This is a genomic window from Flavobacteriales bacterium (assembly GCA_020635395.1).
In the GTDB taxonomy this organism is placed as follows: Bacteria; Bacteroidota; Bacteroidia; order NS11-12g; family UBA9320; genus UBA987.
On the sequence record JACJZV010000001.1, the window covers coordinates 1116120 to 1140912 of the forward strand.

The window sequence follows — 24793 nt, forward strand, 5'->3', positions numbered from 1 at the left end:
AAATGGGTTGCGTATTTTTGATGTTTGTTGTCATCCATTAATATCTATTTTTACATTTGCCCCTTGTTTTAAAAAAAGATGGACATTGTTATTGCCGGTGCCGGTGAAGTTGGATATTACCTTGCCAAATTGTTGTCAATCGAATCGCACGACATTGTTTTGATAGATGATAATGCACGCATTTTGGAGCGAGCCAAAGACCAATTGGATGTTATTACCATTAAAGGAAATGCCACATCCATAAAGGTTTTGAAAGAGGCAGATGTGGAAGATGCAGATTTATTGATCGCGGTTACCTCATCAGAAAATGTAAACTTTATGGTGGCCACCATAGGAAAGCAATTGGGAGCCAAGCGAACTATCGCAAGAGTTAACAGTACGGAATTTCTTGATCCAAAATGCACGATTGATTTTAAACAATTGGGCATTGATGTTATGATTTCGCCGGAAGAGCTTGCATCAAAAGAGATTTGGAGGTTGATTAAACGGTCGGCATTTACGGATGCTTTTGAGTTTGAAATGGGCAAATTGGTTTTGGCCGGTATTCATTTGAACAGCGATGCTCCGGTGGTGGATAGAACAATTTCCGAAACGGCAGCTTTAAACCCAAAGTTAAACTTTATTACCGTGGCCATTCAACGAGAAGGCAAAACAATTGTACCCCGAGGCGGCAATCGCTTTTTATTGGGCGACCACGTGTATTTTTTATCCGTACCTGAAGGGTTGGAGGAAATTATGAAACTTACCGGAAAAGAGGTTCATCGCATAAAAAATGTGATGATGTTGGGAGCTGGAAGGGTGGGATTGAATACCATCAACAAAATAAAGAAACGCCGAAACATAAAATTGATTGAACAAAATGCCGAAAAGTGCCATGAAATAGCCGATGAATATTCGGATATTTTGGTAATCAATAGTGATGGGCACAATGTCCAACTGTTGGAAGAAGAAAATATCGGCGAGATGGATGCCTTTATTGCCGTTACGGGAAACTCAGAAACCAATATTATGTCTTGTTTGATGGCAAAATCGCATGGAGTTAAAAAGACCATTGCTTTGGTGGAGAACATGGATTACATAAACCTTTCCCAAAACATTGGCATTGATACTTTAATCAACAAAAAACTAATTGCCGCAAACAATATTTTTAGATATGTGCGGGGTGCAAATGTTACGAATATTGCCGCTCTACACGGTGTAGATGCCGAAGTATTGGAGTTTATAGCGATGCCAAATTCTAAAATAACTCAAAAGCCGGTAAGAGATTTAAAATTTCCGAAGGAAGCAATTATAGGTGGGGTAATCAGGGGTGGAACAGGCCACATTGTGGGTGGAGATTTCCATATACAAAAAGGGGATAAAGTGGTTGTTTTGGCTAAATTTTCGATAATTAAAGACGTTGAAAAATTCTTCTGATGTTTAATTTTAAACTGATTACAAACCTTATTGGTCTGCTGCTTATTCTAAACGGAATTTTCATGCTGACTTGTTTGCCAACCAGTATTTATTTTTCAGAAGGAGATACTATGGCCATACTTTTATCATCCGCTATTTCTATAAACGTGGGTGTTTTGGCTTGGTATTTTACCCGAGATCATCAAAAAAAGTTAAAACAGAAAGACGGATATCTCATTGTAACACTTGGTTGGCTTGCACTGTCGCTGAGTGGCAGTCTCCCGTTTATTGTAAGCGGAACCATACCAAGTTTTTCATCTGCTTTTTTTGAAACCGTAAGTGGATATACTACCACCGGAAGTTCTGTGTTGACCGATATAGAAGGCGTTCACAAAGGCATTTTGCTATGGAGAAGTTTAACCCAATGGATGGGTGGCATGGGAATTATCGTACTTACTGTTGCTATTCTCCCCATTTTGGGTGTGGGGGGTATGCAGTTGTTCATGGCAGAGTCTCCAGGCCCCAGCACGAGCAAACTTCACCCAAGAATAACGGAAACGGCCAAACGCCTTTGGTATATCTATGCGGCCTTTACTCTTTTAGAAATCATTGCCCTACGTTTTGCCGGAATGACTTGGTATGATGCTATAAATCATTCGTTTACAACCGTTTCTACCGGAGGTTTTTCTACCAAAAATGCCAGTGTGGCAGCATACAATTCGCCCATGATTCACTATATAATTAGCATTTTTATGTTTTTTGGTGGGGTAAATTTTACGTTGTTCTATTTCATTATAAAACTCAATTGGCGAGAAATTGTAAAGAACGAAGAGTTTAGAATGTATCTTGGGTTGGTAGTGCTTACCACCATTGTGACTACCGTTACCCTCTCATTTCAGAATGCACACGGACTTGAACAAAATTTCAGAGATTCACTTTTTAATGTACTGAGTATTGTTACCACCACGGGTTTTGCCACCGCCGACTATACCACTTGGGGCTATTTTTTAACTTTGGCTTTTTTTCTGTTGATGTTTTTTGGAGCCTCGGCCGGTTCTACGGCTGGGGGCATAAAAATTGTTCGACACGTTTTAATAGTCAAAAACGGATTAGCCGAATTGAAACGTTTGCTACACCCATCAGCCATTATACCCGTTCGGTACAACGGCAGGGCTGTGGAGCAAAAAATTGTTTATAACATCCTCGCATTTTTCTTTATCTATTTAACGGTTTTCTTGGTTGGAACCATCGTTATGAGCCTTTATGGTTATGATATTCTTACTTCGGCAGGAGCTACTATTTCAAGTTTGGGCAACATAGGCCCTGGAATTGGTGATGTTGGCCCGGCCAACAATTTTTCTATATTTCCTGAAAGTGCAAAGGTGTTTTTGGCATTTTTAATGTTGCTCGGAAGGCTTGAACTGTTTACCATTTTAATGCTGTTGATGCCCAACTTCTGGAGAAACAATTAATTTGGATTTAACGCTTTATGAGTATTAGAACCTCGCGTAAAAGACTTAATACTCTAAATTTCTTAATGGTTAAAAAAAATAATGCAGATGTCCGCTTTAAGAATGTTAAGAACTACTTCGTAAAAACCAAATTGATTTTATAAAGAAGAGGTTATAGGTAACTAAAAACCAACTTATTAAGATTCTTCGTCAGGGTAATCAATCAGAGGTGTTGCTTTTTTCTTGGCTCTTTCTTTTGCCAAATCATAGCTCAATAAAAGACTGGGTAGCAACAACAAATTGGTAAACAGTGCAACCACCAATGTCAGCGAAGTGAAAACACCCAAGGCAATAGTGCCACCAAAAGAGGAACCTGCAAATATGATAAAGCCAAAGAAAAGAATCACGGAGGTATAAATCATACTCACTCCGGTTTCGTTCAACGCCTTTTTTACGGCCTTTTTAATGTTGTAATTATTGCGTTTTAACTCCATTCTATACTTCGATAAGAAATGGATAGTAAAATCAACAGCAATACCAAATGCAACACTAAAAACCAATACGGTGCTTGGCTTTAAACTTACCCCAAAATAACCCATCAATCCTGCCGTAATAAGCAACGGAATAATGTTAGGAATTAGAGAAATCATAATCATTCTCATGGATGTAAATATAGTGGCCATAATACCGCCAATTACTAAAAAGGCTACAATCAAACTTACCATCAGATTTTTGTTCAAATAATTGTTGCCTTTCAAGAAAATAACGGAGGTTCCTGTTAAATAAACTTGATTGCTGTCTTCTTTTTCGGCAAATTTCCAAAAGTACTCGTTATGGTAGATGGTGTCCATAACCGAGCTGTCAAAGTCATTCGGGAATATTCCAACAATCGAATCCGTAGGCACAGCAATTTTCTTAGCTTTATAGTTAAAAATAGAGTCGGCCATTGCCGAAATTTCATTTTTTAAGGCCTTAATTCTGTTGCTTCCTACATCGGCCATTTGTACAGAAATACGAGCTCTTTGATTGTTTGTGTCAACCAAACTACCCATCATTTTGCCGTCTTTGCCGGTTTTATTGTTCGATAAATAACCAACCAAAGTACTCAGCTCAAGTTTATTCGGTGGGCCATAAAAACGGGGGTCTCCGTCGTTGGCTTCTTGTCGGGCAAAGTTGATTACCTGGGCAACGGAAATAGATTTTGAAAACTCCGGATGTTTGGCAAGTTCGTTTTCAAAACGGTCAATCTTTTTAAGAATGTCTGGGCTGGAAATTCCTCCGTTTCGTCGTGTGTCAAGCACCACTTCAAAAGGGAGAATGCCATTGATATTCTGTTCAAAAAACTTTAAATCTTTATAGATTTTGTTCGATTTTGAAATATCATCAACCATAAAACCCACCGTTTTTAGCTGAGCCAACCCAACAAACATCAGTAAAACCACCGCTCCGGTAACCACATAAACGAGTTTGCGATGATTGCTAACAATTTTTGATAACCGATCGATGATTTTGTTTAGGAATTTTCCATCAAGATGTTTTGTATGCTTTACACTCGGCTCTGGCAGGTAGCTAAAAATGAGTGGTATGAGCACAATGGAAATGACAAATACCGACATTACGCTTAAAAAGGCAGTAAGGCCAAATTCTTTTAACACGGTGCTACCTGTTAATACAAAAACGCCAAAGCCAATAGCTGTGGTAAGATTGGTGAAAAATACGGCAATGCCCACTCTGCTAATAACCCGTTGCAAGGATTTCATTTTGTTTTGGTGGGCTCTAAATTCGTCATGATATTTATTGAGTAAATAGATGCAGTTTGCAATTCCTATTACCACAATAAGCGGTGGTAATAGCCCAATAAACATAGTTATTTTGTATCCTAACAGCACCAAAATACCGAAACTCCAAACCACGCCAACACCCACCACAAGTAGTGAGAAAAACAGGGTATAAAAGGAGCGGAAAAAGAATAATAAAATCAGTCCTGTTACAATCATGGAAATGATGGTAAACAATTGCAGCTCTTCTTGCACCATACTCGAAAACCGGGTTCTGATAAAAGGCAAACCGGAGTAATGTGGTTCCACCCCATGTTTCTTGCAGGTTTTATTTACCAAATCAACCACATTGTTTACAAACGAAATACGCTTTTTAGAATCAAGCAATCCTTTTTCGAGGGTTATGGCCATCAAGGTAAAATGTCCGGTATCCTTTATCAAAATACCTTCATAAAATCGAAGGTTTCTAATTTCTGAGAGCAATGAATCAACCTCTTCATCAGAGGCCGCTTGGTGTGTTACAATTTCTTGTTGAACAAAAGATTTTGGCGACAAAGAATCTTCTGATTGAAGCACCAATTTTGTAACATTGGCCACGGAAAGAATTTTCTTGATGCTGTCCATTTTTTCAATTTGGTCAGATAGACTACACCAATCATTGAAAAAATCTTTGTCGTTTATTTTTGGCGAATTAATACCAATGGCTAATACGGTTCCGTCATCTCCAAAGGTTTTCTTAAATTCCTGATAAGCAACAAATTCAGGGTCTTTGTCGGGGATAAATTTGGGGTTATCATACGTAAGTTCAACCTGCGAGGCTTTGTAAGCCATGAACGCGGTTAATATTGCAACCGAGAGGATTATCGCCAATCGATTGCGTAGCACAAAAACAGATACTTTTTCCCACATACCGTAAAAGGGCTGCAAAGGTAGTTAAATTGATTAATTAACCTTCATGCATTTTGAAATGTCGAAAATGGGGAATAAAATGATGTTTGAGTATGTGGCTGTTTGGATAATAGAGATAGATTGTTGAGATGCTCTATTGTGCCAAAAATTTAGTGCTAAATATTTTTCCGTTTGAAGTTGTGAATAGTACATATCCTGCTTTTATGGTGGGTTGTTTCCATTGGAAAATTTCAGCATTCAAAACCTTTTCGGAGCGAATAAGACTTCCCCTAACGTCATAAATTTGGGCAAATACTGTGTTTACAGGGAGCTCAAAAACAAATTCGTCAAGCACCGGCTTATAATGCCATTTCAGTGTTTTAATGCCTTCGGCCGACATAGAAGCCAAATTACAGGCATTCACTTTTACTTCTACCTGAGTTCTTAAAGAATCAAGCATTTGATATACCGAATCGCCTGGGCAGGCGGTGGAACAACCATCTCGGTGTCCGGCGATATGTGCCAAGGTAGCACCACCACTTTCATGAAAACTGCTTCCAAAAGGGGTTATTCCGTCTTTGAAACACTTCCAGGCCAATAGCTCGGCTAAACTCTTTTTTGTGGCCTCTGTGGGTGAGGTTTCCATATAATTTCCCAACAGGCAAATGCCCATAGTTCCAGTATTTTTACCACAAAAATGAGCCCCTTTTATGTTGTCGGTACTATCTATTCCTTGGCTTTCCCTTCCTTCAAAAATGGTTCCGTCTTGAGCAATCAAAAAATTATAGCCAATATCATCCCAACCGTTGGTTTGGGTGTGCAATAGATAAATATTTCTCACAATGTTTAAGTAGTCATGATTATCGTTTGCCCCGGCAGAGTGATGGACAATACAAAAATGCACTTCATTTTTTTCGCGGGTTCCTGTGGAGGCGGGCAATCCTTCACGCCACGTTTTACCCAAAATCATATCCGGTTTTTCGCAGCCTACATCGGTTTTCCTTTGTTTTGATGATTTAGATATATCCAGAGATAACGTTGGTGCATAAAACAGATAAAGCAACACCTTACCCTCAAGTTTTCCGGTGTAAAAATTAAATGAAGATTGAGTTTGTTTGGGAATGATAAATGGAGAGCGAAACACATTTTCAGGCTCATCAGTAGAGGGTATTGAATCCAGTTTAAATTCTTCTTTTTGCTCGGTTCTATACCACGCATCTATCATGTCTTTGCTGCCGTCAAATTGTAGAATAAAGCTGGTATATTTAAAGCCAAAATCGATGTTTTTGTAGAAAGTCTCCGCTTCTAAATTTAATTCCAAAACCTTTACAAACGCCTGATTATTTTGGGTATCAATGGTTGATGATACTTCTTTAAAATCAATGGTGTGTTTTACCGAATTACCCGAAAACAACCAAGCTGCAAGTATGGCAACCGGAAAAATAAGCCAACTGCCGTATTTTTTAATATTATATTTTGGCATGTGTTGGGCAAATATACGTATCCGGAAAAGTTTGAATTTAACAAAGTTGTGAGAGTTAAAGCATAAAGTGGCCAGCAAAGTTTACAAAAACGGTTAAACCCATTCGCCAAAATAGGTTCTTATTTTCATTGAAAGTTGCTTTGTGATATGGGCGTTTCCTGCCACAATTTGTCCTCCAAAAATGTAATTATCCCCATCTTTAAAATCAAAAACCTCACCTCCTGCACGTTGCACAATGTATGCACCGGCGGCCACATCCCATGGGCTAAGGCCTACCTCAAAAAAACCGTCAAATCGACCACAGGCCACATAGGCCAAATCGGTTGCGGCACTTCCAAGCCTCCGGACACCACGGGTGTTTTTCATACAAAATTCTAATACTTTGATGTATTCAGGCAGTTTTTCAAACTCATAGTATGGAAATCCTGTGGCCATCAAGGTATCTTCAAAGAGTGCGGTATTCGTTACTGAAATGGGTTTATCATTGAGCATTGCGGAGGTATTTTCATCCGCCCAAAAAAGTTCATCTCGAGTTATTTCATACACAAAACCTGCAATGGTTTTTTCATTTTTTTGCAAGGCAACACTAATGGCATAGGCCGGAACTTTATGCACAAAATTGGTAGTTCCGTCCACCGGGTCTATTATCCATCTATATTCCGAAATGGTGGACGGAGCCGTATTTTCTTCGGCAATAAAGGAGCTATCCGGAATGATTTTGAGAAACTCTGTAACTAAAAATTGCTCAACGGCCACATCAATATTGGTTACCAATTGGTTTAAACCTTTTAAATCCAGCGTTTCGAAATGGTTTTGGTTTTTATCAAAAAAGAGGCTTTTGGCTTCTTTTAAAACAGCAATAATTTGTCTTGAAAAATTCATTGGGCGAAGGTAGTTGATGCAGCAATCCAAAAACGAAATATTTAATTCGAACATGGGTTACCTTTTGGTTTTTTAACTATTCAATGAAAAAAGTATATGAAAAAGTTTGTAATCTTATGTTTTGTGTTTATGAGTTTTGGTGCGAAAAGTAAGGCTCAATTGGATACCATGCATTTAATGATAAACACCATGAATGTTGACACGATGATAGATCCGGAAGAGTTTGAAGTTTATGTTAACTTGACGGAGTTCGAGAAGTGTGATAAAAGAAAAAAAGACTGCATAGAGTTTCCTGTGGATTCTTCTCTTTCAAATTTGAAGCATAAATTAGCTCATTTGTCTGTATTACCGATAGATTTTTATGTAGAACAAACGTGCTACGGAATTCCCAATTACACGTATGGTTGTTATCAAAGAAATGAAAAGCAACATAGCATGAATGTGTCTTTTCGATTAAAGACCGAGAGAGAAGCAAAAATTCTTTATGATTCGCTCAACTTCGATGGGATAAGTGGCTTCTATATTCAATCTAAATTGTCTGACTCGATGGAAACTCTGCAAAGGGTAAAATTGCAAAGCAAAGCATATCAAATCATGATTCGTGATATAAATACGAATGTAAAGTTGCAGGGAGGTGATTCATATATAATTATACAGCAGTTCGAAGCCAGTTATTTATACAATCAAATTACCCAAAACTCCTATTATCCAGCCAATAACTCACAAAGGCAATTAAGAATGGGTAGAATACCGATGTATCATAGCTTTACCTATCAATATCGAATTGTAAAAGTAAAGCCGAATTGACATTATTGAATCTTTTTAGACGAGCCAAAATTATTTCTTTGCTCTGCCGTTTATCTTTTTAAGGTTGAGGGTATGGAAGAAAAAATTTTAGGCGTATGAAAACTTTGGCATTAATGGCTGTGAGCTTGACCGTTTTGCAAGTTCCTTCCGGCGAAAAACTGTACAACAAACTTCAATACAGATTTGAACAAGATCAGACAGAATGTTTTGAATATGCCAAAAAAATGCAAAAAAAATATCCTGAAAAACCGGAACCGTATTTGTTTTTGACGTATGAGGCACTTGGTAAATTCGACCAATCTAAAACCCTTGAAAAGCAATACCGATACCTAAATTCTGCCACAAGAGACATGGCCAAAGTGGTAAAATTCTCACAAAGCAACAGTTATTTTGCCCAACGCAGAGACAGCCTTATCTTGCACATTTCCAATCAAGTAGGGTGGATGCGGGATAGCTTTTTTGTATTAGAAGACCAAGAAAGTTTTGAATCTATTACCAAGTCATACTCCCGAATGACCAACAATGGATACCTTAAAACTTGGGATGAATTGGTGCAAGAAAAAGAGCAAAAAGAAGCTGAAGCTCGGGCTAAACGGAAGAAAGAAGAGGAGGAGCGATTGGCCATTATTCAAATAGCTCGAGTGGAAGATGGCAAGTATTATGGCAAACCGATTGGCAACGAAAATATTACGGCGGTAGATGCCGGAATGGAAAAAGAAATCATGCGAATTTTGAACGAAGCCCGCGTTAAAAGAGGTATGAAACCTTACACTTGGGACAATGATTTGGCTCGGTCCGCCCGCTACCATGCCAATGATATGGCTACGCAGAATTATTTCTCGCACAATTCGCACGATTCTATTAACGGAGAGTTAGTGGAAGTTTGCAAAACCTTCGACAGAATAAGAAGTTTTTATCACGACAAGGGCTTTGCCAATGGCGAAAATATTGCAGCCGGAAGCAACAACGCCTTCGATACGTATATGCAATGGTTTAACAGCCCTGGCCACAATGCCATCATGTTTACCAAAGAAAGCAAATACATTGGCATTGGAATGGCCAAAAACCCACATTCTACCTACGGTTATTATTGGGTAATGTGTACGGCTCAATAGCTTTTTGTGGCCTGTGTAATGGTGGCTTCATATAACGGCCTCCAACCTTTCCAACGGCCATTTTCGCTGAGCGATTCGTTGTGCCAAAGACTCACAAAAAGTCCTCCTACTTTTTTTACCTCGGTCATCAGTTCGGTCATTTCTTCAATGGCTTGGGCTAAGTTTATTTGGTCATAATGCAACGGCGTAATATCCATGTGACAAAAAGGAAAGCAACGCAGGTTGGTTGCCTCATTTTTGGTTAAATCGAAAAACAAAAAAGATGAGGCAATGCCTGCTCTAAATCCAGTTTCGGTGGTATATCCTAAGGTATAATCGTTTTTAATTCCTTGATTGATAAGGTTTTGATATGTTTTTGGAAATTGATGAACCAAAAAATGCTGTCGGCTCGTATCGATGGGTTGATTGAGAATATTCTGCAAGGTGTTGATTTCATTTTTTAAGCGAGCGACATCCGAATTGGAATTGTAAGACGGGTGAATGCCAACGAAATGACTTAGGTTTAAACGTTTTATCAGTTCCCGAAACGGTGCATTTTTACTCGAAGTGTTTTTGTCGAATTTCCCTCTTTTTCCAACCTGAAAAAAGTATTGCACTTTTGTATCGAAACGTTTGTGAAACTCATTTTGCCAATCAAAATTGAAAAAAGCATCTTCTCTTTTTCCTGTCAAAACCGAAATGCGTTCAGATAGTTCGTCAAAATTTCGTGTTACCAAATCACGGAAAAGACCACCCATTGTTCGGAAAAAACCTTTGTGTTTATACTTCCATGCCTGATCAATATCGATGGTAGAAATAAATTCAAATGAACGTGGGCAGGCTTTTAAATCAGGGTTTTGTGTTTTTAAAATTTCCAAAAGTTTTAACGCCCATTGGTTTATCAAGGGCTTTCTTAAAAGTTGAAGTTTGGATAAACAACTGTCGTAGCTCGAAAAACGGTTGTGAGCATCAGGTGTAAATCCAGAATATTCTTCATATCGACTGACCAAATAAAACGAAGCGGCAAAAACATCAAAGGGTTTTTGATTGATGGAAATGGTTTCCAATCCATGCCATTGCTCTGTTTTTGTAATGTTTTTTGGTTCAAGGTCTTCTTCAAAGAGTAATGAATCCGGTTTTATCCAAAATCCGGGTTTATCAGAAAGATGCGAATAGTTGATATGAATATTTTCGAACTCTCTGTCAACTAATTTAACCTCAAGGCCAAGTAATTCATTGAAAATTAGCTGAATAATATATTGCAGCCGAGCAGTTTTTTTTTCAGAATAAATATTAACGACGGACTTGTTCAAGTTTTTACCAACTTAAAGGAAGCGGTAAAATTACCCAAATTGAGTTGAACAAAATAAACTCCAGGGGTAAAGTTGTAAGGGTTTAAGGTTAATGAATTTATCTGTTCGTATTCTTCCATTGTTTGCCCCAAAATGGAGGTTACCCGAACATTAAAAACTTGGTTTTGTTTCGAGGTAATGGTTAGGTCTGCACTGCCGTTTGAAAATCCTAATGAGTTGGAAATGAGGAACAAATCGATCAAAACAACATTTGGTTCGACTGCCAAAATTTTGTTGGCACCAAAACATTTTCTAATTTCGTTGTTATATTTTCCCTCCCAAATCAATGAATCCACCATTAAAATAACTTCGGCCATTTGCGGAATAGTGGCATTTTTGGCTTGATAAAACAGGTGTTCAAAAAACAAACTGTCGCACGTTTCTCTGCCAAGTTTTTCATAAAGGCAAATCAATGGTGTACTCCACATTTCACGATTTTCGTTGCTGCTGTTGGTCATTTGTTGAGGATATATTAGCACATCACCTGTGTGAATGCCCGACCAAAACTCGTTGTGTCCATCCCAATCAAAAATTTCTTTCCAGCCATAATCATCGTAACTTCTTGAATATGAAACACAAATGTAGTCAGCGTTGCCTTCTTCCATGGCATCTCTATCTCTGGTGTCGGTATAGGTTGTGGGGCCGGCCATGTAGATAAGAGCATGACCAAACTCGTGTGTAATCACCTCCCCATCCTCAGCATCGTCCACGCCGCCTTCGCCCATTTCGAGTTCCAATGGCTCCACTTCATAATTGAAGCTACTTAAATCATCGCCATTATAGGCATGCACATCTATTTTAAGCGTGTCGGGTAAAATTGTTTCAAAGCCAAGGTTTTCGACATATTGACTAAGTGTGGTGATATGAAAAAAGGCATTCACATCTTCAAATTGATATTGGCTTCTGTTAAAAACAAAACTATCTGATAATGAATACGTTTGAGGTGTTTTCGGGTCGCTTACATTGCCAAAAAAATACCGTTCGTTTTTGAGCCAAAAGGTATCATTTTCAAATGTAGTTTTAAAATTTACCCATTGCCGTTGGTTGTTAATTTCTGGCACATCCAAATCGTTCGAATCAATGTATGGAGTGCCATAAATGCGATGAGCCGTGGTAAGTGGATTTACCAAAAAAACTTTTGCATGCACCTGTGTATCAGGTTTTTGGAGAAAATGTTTTGTTTGATAGGTGTACACTATTCGGTTGTCAACTTTGAGGTATTTTGTGCCATATTGATCTTTTGCATCAACCATTTGGGCAACCTGCCAACCATCGGCTATTTCAACCCAATAGAGTTTTTCATCACCTATTTTGGCGGAGCTTGATTTGTCCACTTGCACCAAGTTTTCCTGAATTAAAATAATGTTGCCTTCTTTGTCGGTATGAATGCGAATTTGAGCTTCAAAAACATCGATTCCGTCTTTTTTCAATCCAAAGGTGTAATGATTTCCGGTAATACTTTTGGTGTGATGTTGCAAATAAACCGAATGACCATTTGTGTTTGTAAAGGGGTAATTATCAGCAATATAGTCACTTATTTTAGTTTCTGACGGCGTGTTTTGCAAAACGTTATACATCCGCATTTCATGAAAAACTACCTCATTTTGCGGTGGAGAAATGTTTTGAGCATTTGCTGCGATGTTAAACCCGACAAAAACGATAAACCAACAGAAAAACTTCATTTTGTAAAAATACTTTTTATTCTATTATTCATTGATTTGATTGAGTTCAAAATTGGGCATTTCATTAAATGATGACTGTAAACTTTCAAAATCAACCATTTTACACCTGCAAACAAACCAATCGCCCACGGTGTTTGCCGGTGCCAATATTTCAAATCCCAATCGGTTGGATATTTCATAAATTTTATAGTCGAGTTTGCCTAATTCTTTCATTTTAAATTTTGTAGTTGGTTCAATTTCAATGATTTCAGTTGTTTCCAATGCCATTTTTGCCGATTCGCCGTATGCTTCTATAAGGCCGGAAACACCCAATTTTTTTCCACCAAAATAGCGTACAACTGCCACCAATACATTTTGCAGCTCTTTCGATTTTATTTCCCGCAAAATGGGTTGCCCCGCCGAGTTGTTCGGTTCTCCGTCATCATTGGCTCTGTAGTTATTGCCCAAAATCCAAGCGTAGCAAATATGGGTTGCATCTGGATATTGGATTTTTAGATTGTCCAATTTTTCTTTTATATCCTTCTCATTTTCAATAGGGTAGGCGTATCCAATAAATTTTGAACCTCGTTCTTTAAAAAGAACTTCGGTTGATTTTTTTATCGTTTTGAAGGTGGAATTTTTCAAATCAAACCTCCAATTAAAAGAATAGAAATAACGGCGAATGCAATACCCAGCCAGTTTTTAATGGATAGTTTTTCTCTAAAAAATACTAAAGCTAAAAGGGTTGAAAGTAATACCACGCCAATGTTGTTGAGCGGATAAATTTGGGTGGTTTTAAAAAAATTATTCTGTAACGACCTAAATAAGAAGTAGATACTGAAATAATTTGGAATGCCTAACACAATGCCCGCCAGAACATTTTTAAATGCAAAAGCACTTTTTTTGCCGAGATATTGAAACGTAGAAATAGTGGTTCCAACCAATCCGGCCATAGAAAAAATGATGATGGATGGCAATGCCATCGGATAGTTATCCGGTATTTTTTGTTCGATAATTTTTAATGTTGTGTCGATGACACCGCTGCCCAAGAGCACCAAAATAGGCATGAGCAAATGCTTTTTTTCAAGGTGTAAATGCTCTTTTTGAGTAACAAAATAAATGCTTAGTAAACTGAGTAAAATGCCCAAAACGAGCATTGTATTCGCCGCCTCGTGTAAAAAGAAAAAAGCGTACAGAACAGGGAAAACCACGCCCATTTTGGCTGCAATAACCGAAACACTAATACCCATTTTTTGAGCAGTGACAGCCATTCCAACGAAAACGACAATAAATAGAATACCCAATGCAAGTGCAATTTGAACCCAAGATTCTTGGAATAAACCAGCTGAAATAAAGTCTATGGAATTAGACGTTAATAACCCAACTGCCACACACGTCAGATAGTTTACGCTGATGGCTTGCCTGTTATCAATTCCATATTTTGGGAAGAGCTTAAAAACTACATTGATTATGGACGAAAAAAGGATGCTGAGCAACAAATACATATCAATGATTTCGGTAAAATTGGATTAAATCGTTTGCAAGTTGAAAGCTTTTTTGCGGTTTTTGGTGATTAAAAGGGGGAGAGGCCACTCCTTTTTGCCAGCAAATGTCTGATTTTATGATAATTGCCTCATTCCATTCATTTTGATGGATAAAATGGCCTAATGTGACCGCTCCACCCTCTACCAATAGCTGCGAAAGATTGTTTTTGTAGCAATATTCAAACAATTGTTTCAGGGTATTTTCGGTGTCAGAAACTTCAACAAATTCGGCATTAAGATTCCTTTTTTTTCCAAAAACTACAGTGGCTGAATTTCCGTCAAAGAAATGGTGGTTTTCGGGTATTTCGCCATGCAGGTCAATGGTTATTCTTACCGGATTTCTTCCATTAAAATAGCGAGTTGTAAGCTCTGGATTGTCGAAAATGGCGGTGTTTTTGCCAACCAAAATGGCATCACTTTCTGCACGAAGTTTATGCACCAATCGCTGCGAAAGAGGGTTGCTTATTTTCTTGGATAACCGAGCCTCTTCATTGTTTCTACCCATAAATCCATCCGCTGTTTCTGCCCATTTTAAGATGATAAAGGGTTTTTTAGTTGTATGAAAACGAAAGAATCTACGGTTCAAGTCAAGCCCTTCTTCCAGCAAAATATTTTCTATTACCTCCACCCCGTTTTGTCTTAAATGAGCAATGCCGTTTCCAGCCACTTTATCAAAAGGGTCTTTGTTGCAAACCACCACTTTTTTTATCCCGGAAGTTATTATTAATTCACTACATGGTGGTGTTTTTCCGTAATGACAGCAGGGTTCGAGATTCACATATAGCGTGCTTTTGGGGAGCAATTCTTTGTTTTGAACCGAAAGAATAGCATTCACTTCTGCATGGGCTTCGCCAATAGCCCGATGGTATCCTTCGCCAATAATTTTATTATCAAAAACTACCACCGACCCCACCAACGGATTTGGGTGTGCATAAACAGACCCTTTTTGAGCCAATTCAAAACACCGTCGCATATATTTTTCGTGGGTTTTCTGCAAATGCTTTTTAATTTCGACCGCAAATGTATTCAACTTTAAGAGGCCTAAAACAGCATTTTGCGGAGGAGTTGTCGTCAATTTATTCGATTAGAGAGGCAGAGATACTGTTTTTTAGTGTAATGGAGTACGTTTTGGGGCAAACCAAAACCGAAATGTTATTGCATTTTGGTCAGGAAATTTCGGAAAATCAACAAGCCAAAATCGACGAAATAGTCGGGAGGCTTAAACAACACGAACCCATTCAATACATTACAAGTCAAAGCCATTTTTATGGAAATGAATTTTACGTAAATCCATCAGTGTTGATTCCGCGGCCTGAAACGGAGGAGTTGGTACACTTAATTTTAACCGAAAACGAAACGCCAAACCTCAGTCTTTTGGATATTGGCACGGGTAGCGGCATTATTCCCATTACCATTGCCCAAAACCGAAAAACGTGGGTTGTTTTGGGTTGCGATATTTCGCTGGAAGCGTTGGAAATAGCGGGGATTAACAATAAAAAAATCAGTAACGGGAGGGTGGAATTGTTTCAAGAGAACATTTTGCAACCCAGCCGTATATTCGATTCTTTGTTTGACATAATCGTGAGCAACCCGCCGTATGTGTTAGAGTCTGACAAAAATGAAATGAGCGAAAACGTGCTGAACTTTGAACCGCATTTGGCGTTGTTTGTGCCGAATGAAGACCCATTATTGTTTTATCGAGCTATATTGAGTTATGCCCAAACCAACCTCAAACCGAACGGCAAAATCTATTTTGAAATACACGAACAATATGCCGAAGCCATGAGCAAATTATTCTCTGAATTTGGTTTTGAAAACATACGGCAAGTGCATGATATGCAGGGTAAAGTGAGGATTGTGACGGGTGTTTTTGCTCAAAATTGAGAGGTAGTTTCAAGTTGTTAGTGCAACATTAGAGCTCAAAAATATTTCATTAGATGAAACATGCTCTTTTACACATTAAACCTAAAGTGCATCATATCGCCGTCCACCACGGTGTATTCTTTGCCTTCAATGCGTAGTTTTCCGGCATCGCGGCAAGCTGCTTCCGAACCCAAAGCCACAAAATCGTTGTAGTTCATTACCTCGGCACGAATAAAGCCTTTCTCAAAATCAGAGTGAATAACACCCGCAGCTTGTGGAGCTTTCATGCCTTTGGTGATGGTCCAGGCTCGAACTTCTTTAACACCAGCCGTGAAATAGGTTATGTAGTTCAGAAGTTTGTAAGCCGCCGTGATAAGTCGGCCAACACCGCTCACTTGAAGGCCCATTTCTTCTAAAAACATTAGTTGGTCTTCGCGTTCCATGGTTGAAATTTCAGACTCAATTGCAGCACTGATAAAAAGAACTTCGGCGTTTTCGTCTTTTACCGATTCAATAAATTTTGCCGTATGCTTGTTGCCCGAAACAACAGAAGATTCGTCCACATTACATACATACATTACGGGTTTCGAGGTAATGAGCTGAAGTGTTTTTGCAAAATCGGCTTCATCACTTTCAAGTTCCAATGTTCGCACGGATTTGCCTTGCTCTAAATGATTTTTTACCTTTTCGATAATGGACACTTCTCTCAAAGCCACTTTGTCGCCCGATTTGGCAGCCTTTTGCGATTTCAGCAAACGGCTTTCGATGGTTTCCAAATCCTTTAGTTGCAGCTCGGTATCAATGATTTCACGGTCACGCACTGGGTCAACACTTCCGTCCACATGAATAACATTATCATCGTCAAAGCAACGCACCACGTGTATAATGGCATTGGTGTTTCGGATGTTTCCCAAAAACTGATTGCCCAAACCTTCACCTTTGCTGGCACCCTTCACCAATCCGGCTATGTCCACAATTTCAATGGTGGTGGGTACTACACGCTCTGGATTTACCAGTTGTTCGAGTTTCCAAAGACGCTCGTCGGGCACTGTTATGGTACCAATATTTGGCTCTATGGTGCAAAACGGAAAGTTCGCACTTTGAGCTTTTGCATTGCTCAAACAATTAAAAAGAGTTGATTTTCCAACGTTGGGTAAGCCCACAATACCTGCCTGTAATGCCATTTTTCTGAATTAGGCGGCGAAATTAGTGAATAGTTTTAAAGATTAAGGGTTGTAGTCATTAGGAAAAATGATTAATTGAAGCCACAAAGTTTATAAAATAATATTATTGAGCGAAGACTACTTAATTTTTTTTACGTTACTTTACAAGCAAAAAAATTAACTATTAAAATGTCTCTATTTTGAGTGAAATTGATAAATATAAACCAATTTTTGTTGATATTTCTGATTGGGATTTTATTAGCTATCAAAATACGGGCGGAACTAGGAACAAGAGTTTTGTGATAAATTCTCATAATCAAAAAGAATTTTTTTTTAAAGGGTCAAAAATTAATAACGATGGAACTGTTAAGTACCCAACAGAATTTTGGTCAGAAATAGTGGCATCAAAAATTGGTCAAATTTTAGGATTTAGGATACTTGATTATAATATCGGCTATGATTCAAATTTCAGAAATAAGCAATCCATGGGTTGTTTATCAGAATCTATGGTTGAGTTAGATAAAAATAAATTAACTGAAGGGATATATTATCTTAAAGGTTTCGACTCGGGATACAAACCGTCATTAGACAAGAATAAATATACGTTTCAGTTTATACAACAATCTCTGACCAAGTTTAAACTCGAAAGTATACTAATTGATTTAGTTGAAACTATCATTTTTGATGCGATAATTGGTAATTCGGATCGACATCAGGAAAATTGGGGGGTCATTGTCGAATATGAAAAAATTACTAATCAACTAGAGGGTTCTCAGAATTCTGAAAATGGTCTTTTCTTAAAAATCAATTCGAAGATTCTAAATTGGACATTGAGTTCCTTACGTAAAATAAAGCCTATTTTTAAACCTATCCTACATTTCGATTCTGAGATAGCCGAAAACATTTTCGCACCTATTTATGATAGTGGGTGTTGCCTCGGTAGAGAATTAGAGGTTGAACGTATTATGCGTATGCTTAAAAATGATAAAGAACTGTTGGATTACATTAATCGAGGAAAGTCTGAAATTCATTGGAATATGAAGAAAGTAGGACATTTCGAACTTGTAGCTAATCTTCGTGATGAATTTGATTCTACCATTGTGAAAACAATTAAAAGAATTAGGAGTTTATATTTATCAGAAAGTCTAGAAAATTTAATTTCAAATATTGATTCGAATTTGCCCTTGGAGTTAGAACCAAATAAGCTGCCTGATTATAGAAAGGAACTAATGATTAAAATTATTAATTTGCGTGTCCAAAAAATATTAAATCTGGTTGAATAAAATAGGTAACATATATTTGACTTGGAGAAAAAGTCGAGGGGATAGAAGAATTATCGTTGGAGTCATTCGTCGGAATCAGATAGATGGAGTAAGGTTTAATTATATTGAATCTGGAGTTGAAGAGGCAAAAAAGAAAGGGTTTACTCCATACGAAGGATTCCCTGATTATAGGACGATTTATAACCGGAATGTTATTGAAATTTTTGGTCAACGGATAATAAAAACAGAAAGAACCGACACAATAAATTTTTACAGTTTTTGGGAAGTTGAAAATAGCAACCTTGATGATAGGTTTTATATGTTGGCACAAACTCAGGGATTATTGCCGACAGATAACTTTGAGTTTTTGGCACATTTTAGACCAAGTAAAAAATTAAATTTTGTAACTGAGATATCTGGTTTATCTCACTTCAAATTGTCAGCAGGGGACGTGAATGTCGGAGATATATTATCTTATGAGCTCGAACCAAATAATGAGTTTGATCCCGCCGCTGTTAAGGTACTCAGGTTGGGTAAGAGTATAGGATACATTAAAACCATACACTCAAGGGTGTTTTATGAGGTAAAAAGAATTCTCAATATTCAGGTAAAATTAATCGAAAAGAATGGGTCGATAAATAGGATCTTTATCAGAATATTTTCTGACTCATTTTAATCCCCCCCTCAATCCTCAACGCATCAATTATATCTCCGGCCAAAAGAGCGGATTGTCCTTTCCTTTTAGAGGCTTCATCGCCGGCTTTTCCATGAAAATAAACGCCAATCAAAGACACTTCCACACCACTATAGCCTTGTGCGAGCAGTCCGGTCAAAATGCCTGTCAACACATCACCACTGCCTCCAGTGGCCATACCCGCATTGCCTGTAGTGTTCACAAACTGTTGGCCGTCTGGTGTTGAAATAATAGTATGGGCATCCTTTAAAACGACAATACAATCGTGTTTTTTTGAAAAATGAAGTTGTTTTTCCATTCTCTCTAAGCTGTTGCTGCTGTAGCCCACCAATCGGTCAAACTCTTTTATATGAGGTGTTAGAATGCACGAAGAATCTAACATATTCAGCAAATCCTTATTTTCAGCTAAAATGTTCAGGGCATCGGCATCCAAAACTTTTGGTTGGAGTGTGTTTTTGAGCAACTGCCGCACCATACTTGCGGTAGAGCTATCCACGCCTAAACCCGGCCCAATGGCTATTGCAGAATATATTTCCGTATTGGGTAAATGAGCTAACCTTTCCTCCCGTTCGTCGGTCATGCACATGGCTTCGGGTGCCGCAATTTGCATGATTTGATAGCCACATTTTGGCACGTAGGCCGTGGTTAATCCTGCTCCGGCTCGCATACACCCTCGGGTGCTTAAAACGGCAGCACCCATTTTTCCATAACTTCCGGCCATAATAAGGGCGTGGCCATAGGTTCCTTTGTGCGAGAACCTGTTTCTCGGCTTTACCCAATGTTCAATTCTGCTGTCCAGCACATACTTTTCTGTTGTTTGATTTTGGATAAAATCTTCATTAAGACCAATCTCAACGGTTGTCCATTCTTTTACAAACGACCCATTTTCGGGCATAAAAAATGACCATTTGGGTCGTTGAAAACTCACTGCCAAATCAGCCCGAATAATGCTTTGAGATTGAGCTATGCCATCAGAAGGAAGGCCCGAAGGCAAATCGATGGAAATGATTTGTTGGGCGGTTTCATTAATTCGGTCAATAACCCTTGCCATCAAACCGGAAACCTCGCCCGTGAGACCTGAACCCAAAAGAGCATCAATAACCAGAGTGAATTCTGCAAAGTTCGGCAGGTTATTTTCTGATTCTATGAATTCCACCTGACCCAACCGCTCAAGGTTTATTTGGCAGTCGGCTGTGCATTCTGTTCTGTGTTTAACTAAAAAACATTTTACCAAAATGTTTCTGTTTTTTAATATTCTGGCTACTGCAAGACCATCACCACCGTTGTTGCCCATGCCACAAACAATGGCCATTTGGCCATTATCAATTTTATTTTCGATGCAATGAACAAAAGCGTTGGCTGCATTTTCCATCAAATCTATAGACCCGATGGGTTTGTTTTGAATGGTGTAGTTATCCGCATCGCGAATTTGTTGGGTGTTCAATATTTTTTTTAACGATATCATGATAGCTTGCCGCAAAGCATAGTAAATAAGGTGTTATCTGCAATTCCGGCACCCGAGTTTATCAGGTCAAACAACTCCATTTCGCGAGGTTTACTATAACTTTTTGTTTGGGTGAAAAGTTCAAATTCCGGATTTGAAAAATCAATATCTTCCAAACTCTTTATTTGGGTAAAATCGGTTGTTGTGCTTTGCAATCCCACCAACACAATTTGGTTGGGTTGGCAGTAGAAACAAAGCAGTTGGTGTGGCAAAATGAGTTGCAGGTATTCGACTTTTCGTAGCGTGGATTCATGCACCACATCACTAAAATTTTCGATGATTTGTTCGGTGTTGGTTGGCGATTCCTGTTTTATTTTTTCCCAGTCTTTCGCCTCAATTCCGTTGATAACAAGAAACTCAATAAACTCTTTTTCCAGTTTTTCTAATTCGTGTATAGTCAGTCGTTTGTATTTCATTTTTAAGCAAAACCTTGCATGTCCACCAATCGTTTATACACCCCATTTTGATTCAAAAGCTGGCTGTGCGTGCCCTGTTCGGCTATTTGTCCTTCCACAATTACCAAGATTAAATCGGCATGTTGAATGGTAGATAATCTATGAGCAATAACCAATGAAGTACGGCCCTGCATGAGTTTTTCAATGGCCTCTTGCACCAGTTTTTCTGATTCGGTGTCGAGTGCCGAGGTGGCCTCATCCAAAATCAATATTTCGGGATTTTTCAAAACGGCTCGGGCAATGGCCAACCGCTGGCGTTGGCCGCCGCTTAGTTTACCACCTCTATCGCCGATGGCCGTTTCGTATCCGTCTTCGAGATTTGAAATAAACTCATGTGCATTGGCAATTTTGGCTGCTCTTTCTACTTCTTCAAGTGTTGCTGTTTTGTTTCCAAGTCGGATGTTTTCTAATACAGAATCGTTAAACAAAACGGGTTCTTGTGTTACAATGCCCATTAAACCTCGCAAATTTTCAGTTTCAAGATCTTTAATATTGATTTTGTCAATAAAAATACCACCGCTGTTGGTGTCGTAAAATCTAGGAAGCAAGTCGGCCAAAGTGGATTTGCCACCACCGCTGGCTCCGACAAGAGCCACGGTTTGACCTTTTTTTATGTCGAAACTTATGTTGTTAATTACCTGTTTTTCGGCATAGCTAAATTGAACATTTTGGTAACTGATTTTTTCAGTAAGATGCTCTATTTTCTTCGGATTTCGGGGTTCGGCTATCGGATTTTCAGCCAATAAAATTTCATCAAGTCGTTCAAAACTGGCCGAGGCTTTTTGAACCCTAAAAAACGATTCGGTAAGTGATTTGGCCGGAGTAATTAGTTGGGAAAATATGGTGATGTAAGCAATAAAATATTTGCCGTCAATGGCATCAGTTTGGTTCAGCACCATGGCACCACCAAACATCAAAATGGCACTGATAACCACGGAACCCAAAAACTCGCTAATGGGTGAGGCCGCCAATTCTTTGCGGTGCAGTTTTACCATCAAACCAAAATGAGTTTCATTTTTGGATGAAAAAAAGGTTTTTAGCTGGTTTTCGGCATTAAAGGCTTTAATAACCTTAAGTCCTCCCAACGTTTCTTCCACCACATTTATCACTTCTCCCAACTTCTTCTGACCCTTTTGTGCCGTGCCTTTCAACCGTTTAGCTATGCGGCTGATTATGTAGCCACTTATAGGCAAAATTAAAACGGCAAAAACCGTAAGTTTCCAACTAATTAGAAGTAGGCTTATTATATAAATAATGATGTAAAATGGGTGTTTAAAAAGCATTTCTATGGCACCAATCACGCCCCATTCCATTTCTTTTACGTCGTTGGTTAGTCGCGAAATAATGTCTCCTTTTCGCTCTTTGCTGTAAAAAGAAACCGGTAGGTCAACCAATTTTTCATACACTCTTTTTCGCAAGTCTCGCACCACAGCACTGCGGGTGTAGGCGATGTTGTAAAAAGACATATAATTGAAAAAATTCTTCAACAAGAATAAAATAATGATAGCACCACTGAAATAATAAAGGCTGGTTAAATTCCCTTTTTCAGAAATGAAATTTCGCAAAAAATCGTCTAATTTTCCAAGATTTCCGGTAGCTTTTGAGGTGTCAAGACCTTCACCGGTATTAAAAATAACAGCCAAAAAAGGAATTAAGGAGGCAATGGAAAACAGAGAAAAAAAGGAAGCTATTAGGTTAAAAAATATGTATCGCCCAATGTTTGAGCGATAATTTTTTAGTAAGACAAGAATTGATGCTATCTGTTTCAAGGCCACAAATTTAGGGGCAAATGCGAATGGTAGGCATAAAAGTGCTAATTTCGATTGCTGATAATTGCTTCCTATTGAAAAATTTAATCGCCGTTTTGTTTTTAATTGTTTGGGGAAATGTTCAAAATAGTTTCGCTCAAATAAGTGTGCAGGATTCGCTGTATATCGAAAAATTATACAACATTTTGGGTGAAAATGAGCCAGATATAGAATTAATCAATGAACTTGACTCCATAAACAAAGGACTAAAACTGGCCGAGAAATATGCAAATCAAAACTTGATGGCGGTTGGATACCATCGATTAGGAAGTTTTTATGAACGAAACAATGAATTAGATAGAGCTCAAATTTATTTTAGCAAATCATTCTACCTAAGCAAACTGCAAGGCCTTTGGCAATATCGAGCAGCTTTAATAGATATGATTTTGTTTTACAAAAAATATGATTTGGAGCTTTTTTATACCTACTGCGATGAATGGGTTCAAATGACTGATACATTGGATTATGAAGCTTCTACACATATTTATAGATTACAGAAAATAGATACTGTGATTATCGGAAAATATGACCCCCAAATTAATAAATTTTTAATTTTGGATACAATCTTCAAAGATAATGATACAATACATTTCGATTATGGTGAGGATATGAGTTGGGTAATTTTTGAAATGGTTTTTAGCGGGCAAAATAGTCAGGCATTAAAATATCTAAAACATAGATATGATTTTCATCCTGTTCAAAACGAATGGATTGCAGGAAGAATGCCTTTTTATTGGATAACATCTAATTTAATGTATGCCAAGAACTTTGGAGAAATGAAAAAGTATTATATGGCTTGGCATGATTTTATTTTCGAGTATGCTGAAGATCCACGTTCGGTAGCTGAAAGAACGTTTGAAGTGGTTTTGAAAATTCAGAAAGTAGATTCATTGTACACGCACAGTTTACCTTTAGAAAATGCAATGATAGAGGCGGCGAACTATTTTGGAGGTATAATAATGCAGGAGGAATTGTTATTATTTTGGTTATGTCATGTTGAAAATTTCGCATTACAAGATGTGGATCTAATAAGAATGTATGCCCGCCTTTATGACTTGAATCCTTATCTAAACAAAAAGTATAAAAAGTACTCTATTGATTGCACAATGAGGTTAACTGAAAAGGATGAGACAACTGAACTAAATAAATATTTGAACGACGTAACAAAAGATGGATACGGGAAATCAAAAAAACTCGCTAAGAAATTATTGAAAAAGCTAAACAAGAGGTTTGAATAAAATGAAAATAAAAGTAGAAAGTGAGATAACTGTTTTTGAAGAAAACCAATTAGCGGATGATAAAAGAGAATTGATAACACATGCCGAAAAAGCCATAAACAATGCCTATTACCCGTATTCCGGTTTTGGAGTTGGGGCAGCTATCAGGCTTAAATCGGGTAAAATAGTTATTGGGAACAATCAAGAAAATGCCGCATTTCCGAGTGGTTTGTGTGCCGAGCGGGTGGCTGCATTTGCTGTCAAAGCACAATTCCCGAACGATGATATAACAGAAATTGCCATTGCCATAAAACCTTCAAAACCTGTTGAATTTGATTTTGCTCCGCCATGCGGGGCGTGTTTGCAGGTGTTGAGTGACATTGAAACGCGTCAGAAAAACAAAATTTCTATTTTGATAAAAGGGAAAATGGGGAGGATTTATACCACTTATTCTACCAAGGCCTTTCTTCCTTTTAGCTTTGAATTTTAAAT

21 protein-coding genes are annotated in these 24793 nt (G+C 38.1%); 9 read left to right on the plus strand and 12 right to left on the minus strand.

Features of this window, described 5'->3' with window-relative positions; all coding sequences use genetic code 11:
* The first annotated feature begins 78 nt into the window (after positions 1-78).
* On the plus strand, positions 79-1416 hold the full coding sequence (gene trkA, locus H6607_04750; GenBank protein MCB9261664.1) for a Trk system potassium transporter TrkA: 1338 nt from the start codon (positions 79-81) through the stop codon (positions 1414-1416).
* Positions 1416-2867 carry a TrkH family potassium uptake protein gene (locus H6607_04755; GenBank protein ID MCB9261665.1) on the plus strand — a complete coding sequence of 484 codons (1452 nt, stop codon included), beginning with the start codon at positions 1416-1418 and terminating at the stop codon, positions 2865-2867. The genes trkA and H6607_04755 overlap by 1 nt, the downstream gene beginning before the upstream one ends.
* Before the next feature lie 176 nt (positions 2868-3043).
* Here H6607_04755 and H6607_04760 read toward each other — a convergent pair whose 3' ends face one another.
* The 3 genes from H6607_04760 to H6607_04770 all read right to left on the minus strand — a co-directional run bounded on the left by H6607_04760 (position 3044) and on the right by H6607_04770 (position 7877).
* Entirely contained in the window at positions 3044-4462 is a 1419-nt protein-coding gene (locus H6607_04760) for an MMPL family transporter (protein ID MCB9261666.1), read from the minus strand.
* 1204 nt (positions 4463-5666) lie between these two features.
* On the minus strand, positions 5667-6995 hold the full coding sequence (locus H6607_04765; protein ID MCB9261667.1) for an N-acetylmuramoyl-L-alanine amidase: 1329 nt from the start codon (positions 6993-6995) through the stop codon (positions 5667-5669).
* Between the two features lie 93 nt (positions 6996-7088).
* Positions 7089-7877 (minus strand): inositol monophosphatase, encoded by a 789-nt coding sequence (locus H6607_04770; GenBank protein MCB9261668.1) that lies wholly within the window; start codon positions 7875-7877, stop codon positions 7089-7091.
* 129 nt (positions 7878-8006) lie between these two features.
* Here H6607_04770 and H6607_04775 point away from each other — a divergent pair, with 129 nt between their 5' ends.
* Together H6607_04775 and H6607_04780 are read left to right on the plus strand one after the other, a co-directional pair.
* Entirely contained in the window at positions 8007-8684 is a 678-nt protein-coding gene (locus H6607_04775) for a hypothetical protein (protein ID MCB9261669.1), read from the plus strand.
* Between the two features lie 95 nt (positions 8685-8779).
* Positions 8780-9799, plus strand: coding sequence for a CAP domain-containing protein (locus H6607_04780; protein MCB9261670.1), 1020 nt, complete (start codon positions 8780-8782; stop codon positions 9797-9799).
* Here the strand turns inward: H6607_04780 and H6607_04785 are convergent.
* Genes H6607_04785 through ribD form a run of 5 tightly spaced genes read right to left on the minus strand, consistent with a single transcriptional unit; the run spans position 9793 to position 15290 of the window.
* On the minus strand, positions 9793-11091 hold the full coding sequence (locus tag H6607_04785; protein ID MCB9261671.1) for a polysaccharide deacetylase family protein: 1299 nt from the start codon (positions 11089-11091) through the stop codon (positions 9793-9795). The genes H6607_04780 and H6607_04785 overlap by 7 nt on opposite strands.
* Complete coding sequence (locus H6607_04790) at positions 11088-12812, minus strand: T9SS type A sorting domain-containing protein (protein MCB9261672.1); 1725 nt, start codon at positions 12810-12812, stop codon at positions 11088-11090. The genes H6607_04785 and H6607_04790 overlap by 4 nt, the downstream gene beginning before the upstream one ends.
* Positions 12813-12836: 24 nt before the next feature.
* Entirely contained in the window at positions 12837-13436 is a 600-nt protein-coding gene (locus tag H6607_04795) for a YigZ family protein (protein ID MCB9261673.1), read from the minus strand.
* A complete protein-coding gene (locus H6607_04800; protein ID MCB9261674.1) occupies positions 13433-14296 on the minus strand; it encodes an EamA/RhaT family transporter in 864 nt (287 codons plus the stop codon). The genes H6607_04795 and H6607_04800 overlap by 4 nt, the downstream gene beginning before the upstream one ends.
* 1 nt (position 14297) lies before the next feature.
* Entirely contained in the window at positions 14298-15290 is a 993-nt protein-coding gene (gene ribD / locus H6607_04805) for a bifunctional diaminohydroxyphosphoribosylaminopyrimidine deaminase/5-amino-6-(5-phosphoribosylamino)uracil reductase RibD (protein MCB9261675.1), read from the minus strand.
* A 65-nt stretch (positions 15291-15355) separates the two neighbouring features.
* On the opposite strand from ribD, the gene prmC reads away from it, so the two are divergent.
* Positions 15356-16219 (plus strand): peptide chain release factor N(5)-glutamine methyltransferase, encoded by an 864-nt coding sequence (prmC, locus tag H6607_04810; protein ID MCB9261676.1) that lies wholly within the window; start codon positions 15356-15358, stop codon positions 16217-16219.
* Between the two features lie 68 nt (positions 16220-16287).
* Here the strand turns inward: prmC and ychF are convergent, their stop codons facing one another.
* On the minus strand, positions 16288-17382 hold the full coding sequence (ychF, locus tag H6607_04815) for a redox-regulated ATPase YchF (GenBank protein MCB9261677.1): 1095 nt from the start codon (positions 17380-17382) through the stop codon (positions 16288-16290).
* A gap of 179 nt (positions 17383-17561) precedes the next feature.
* Here ychF and H6607_04820 point away from each other — a divergent pair, with 179 nt between their 5' ends.
* Together H6607_04820 and H6607_04825 are read left to right on the plus strand one after the other, a co-directional pair.
* Positions 17562-18644, plus strand: a complete 1083-nt coding sequence (locus tag H6607_04820) for a hypothetical protein (protein MCB9261678.1) — start codon at positions 17562-17564, stop codon at positions 18642-18644.
* The gene (locus tag H6607_04825; protein MCB9261679.1) at positions 18637-19299 is read left to right on the plus strand and encodes a hypothetical protein; all 663 of its coding nucleotides are present in this window, start codon (positions 18637-18639) and stop codon (positions 19297-19299) included. The genes H6607_04820 and H6607_04825 overlap by 8 nt, the downstream gene beginning before the upstream one ends.
* Here H6607_04825 and H6607_04830 read toward each other — a convergent pair.
* Genes H6607_04830 through H6607_04840 form a run of 3 tightly spaced genes read right to left on the minus strand, consistent with a single transcriptional unit; the run spans position 19274 to position 23036 of the window.
* Positions 19274-20782 carry an NAD(P)H-hydrate dehydratase gene (locus H6607_04830; GenBank protein ID MCB9261680.1) on the minus strand — a complete coding sequence of 503 codons (1509 nt, stop codon included), beginning with the start codon at positions 20780-20782 and terminating at the stop codon, positions 19274-19276. The two genes, H6607_04825 and H6607_04830, sit on opposite strands and share 26 nt — an antisense overlap.
* A complete protein-coding gene (locus H6607_04835) occupies positions 20779-21237 on the minus strand; it encodes a hypothetical protein (protein MCB9261681.1) in 459 nt (152 codons plus the stop codon). The genes H6607_04830 and H6607_04835 overlap by 4 nt, the downstream gene beginning before the upstream one ends.
* Before the next feature lie 2 nt (positions 21238-21239).
* Positions 21240-23036: an ABC transporter ATP-binding protein gene (locus H6607_04840; protein ID MCB9261682.1), complete on the minus strand. Its 1797-nt coding sequence runs from the start codon at positions 23034-23036 to the stop codon at positions 21240-21242.
* An 83-nt stretch (positions 23037-23119) separates the two neighbouring features.
* Here H6607_04840 and H6607_04845 point away from each other — a divergent pair, with 83 nt between their 5' ends.
* Both H6607_04845 and H6607_04850 read left to right on the plus strand, forming a co-directional pair.
* The gene (locus H6607_04845) at positions 23120-24322 is read left to right on the plus strand and encodes a hypothetical protein (protein ID MCB9261683.1); all 1203 of its coding nucleotides are present in this window, start codon (positions 23120-23122) and stop codon (positions 24320-24322) included.
* A 1-nt stretch (position 24323) separates the two neighbouring features.
* Positions 24324-24791 (plus strand): cytidine deaminase, encoded by a 468-nt coding sequence (locus tag H6607_04850; protein MCB9261684.1) that lies wholly within the window; start codon positions 24324-24326, stop codon positions 24789-24791.
* Positions 24792-24793 lie beyond the last annotated feature (2 nt).

Coding starts and splice junctions, on each gene's coding strand:
- H6607_04800 (MCB9261674.1), bottom strand. CDS start 14,296: ATGTATTTGTTGCTCAGCATCCTTTTTTCGTCCATAATCAATGTAGTT.
- H6607_04770 (MCB9261668.1), bottom strand. CDS start 7,877: ATGAATTTTTCAAGACAAATTATTGCTGTTTTAAAAGAAGCCAAAAGC.
- ychF (MCB9261677.1), bottom strand. CDS start 17,382: ATGGCATTACAGGCAGGTATTGTGGGCTTACCCAACGTTGGAAAATCA.
- H6607_04830 (MCB9261680.1), bottom strand. CDS start 20,782: ATGATATCGTTAAAAAAAATATTGAACACCCAACAAATTCGCGATGCG.
- H6607_04790 (MCB9261672.1), bottom strand. CDS start 12,812: ATGAAGTTTTTCTGTTGGTTTATCGTTTTTGTCGGGTTTAACATCGCA.
- H6607_04765 (MCB9261667.1), bottom strand. CDS start 6,995: ATGCCAAAATATAATATTAAAAAATACGGCAGTTGGCTTATTTTTCCG.
- H6607_04775 (MCB9261669.1), top strand. CDS start 8,007: ATGAGTTTTGGTGCGAAAAGTAAGGCTCAATTGGATACCATGCATTTA.
- H6607_04760 (MCB9261666.1), bottom strand. CDS start 4,462: ATGTCGGTATTTGTCATTTCCATTGTGCTCATACCACTCATTTTTAGC.
- H6607_04755 (MCB9261665.1), top strand. CDS start 1,416: ATGTTTAATTTTAAACTGATTACAAACCTTATTGGTCTGCTGCTTATT.
- H6607_04780 (MCB9261670.1), top strand. CDS start 8,780: ATGAAAACTTTGGCATTAATGGCTGTGAGCTTGACCGTTTTGCAAGTT.
- H6607_04835 (MCB9261681.1), bottom strand. CDS start 21,237: ATGAAATACAAACGACTGACTATACACGAATTAGAAAAACTGGAAAAA.
- H6607_04850 (MCB9261684.1), top strand. CDS start 24,324: ATGAAAATAAAAGTAGAAAGTGAGATAACTGTTTTTGAAGAAAACCAA.
- trkA (MCB9261664.1), top strand. CDS start 79: ATGGACATTGTTATTGCCGGTGCCGGTGAAGTTGGATATTACCTTGCC.
- prmC (MCB9261676.1), top strand. CDS start 15,356: ATGTATTCAACTTTAAGAGGCCTAAAACAGCATTTTGCGGAGGAGTTG.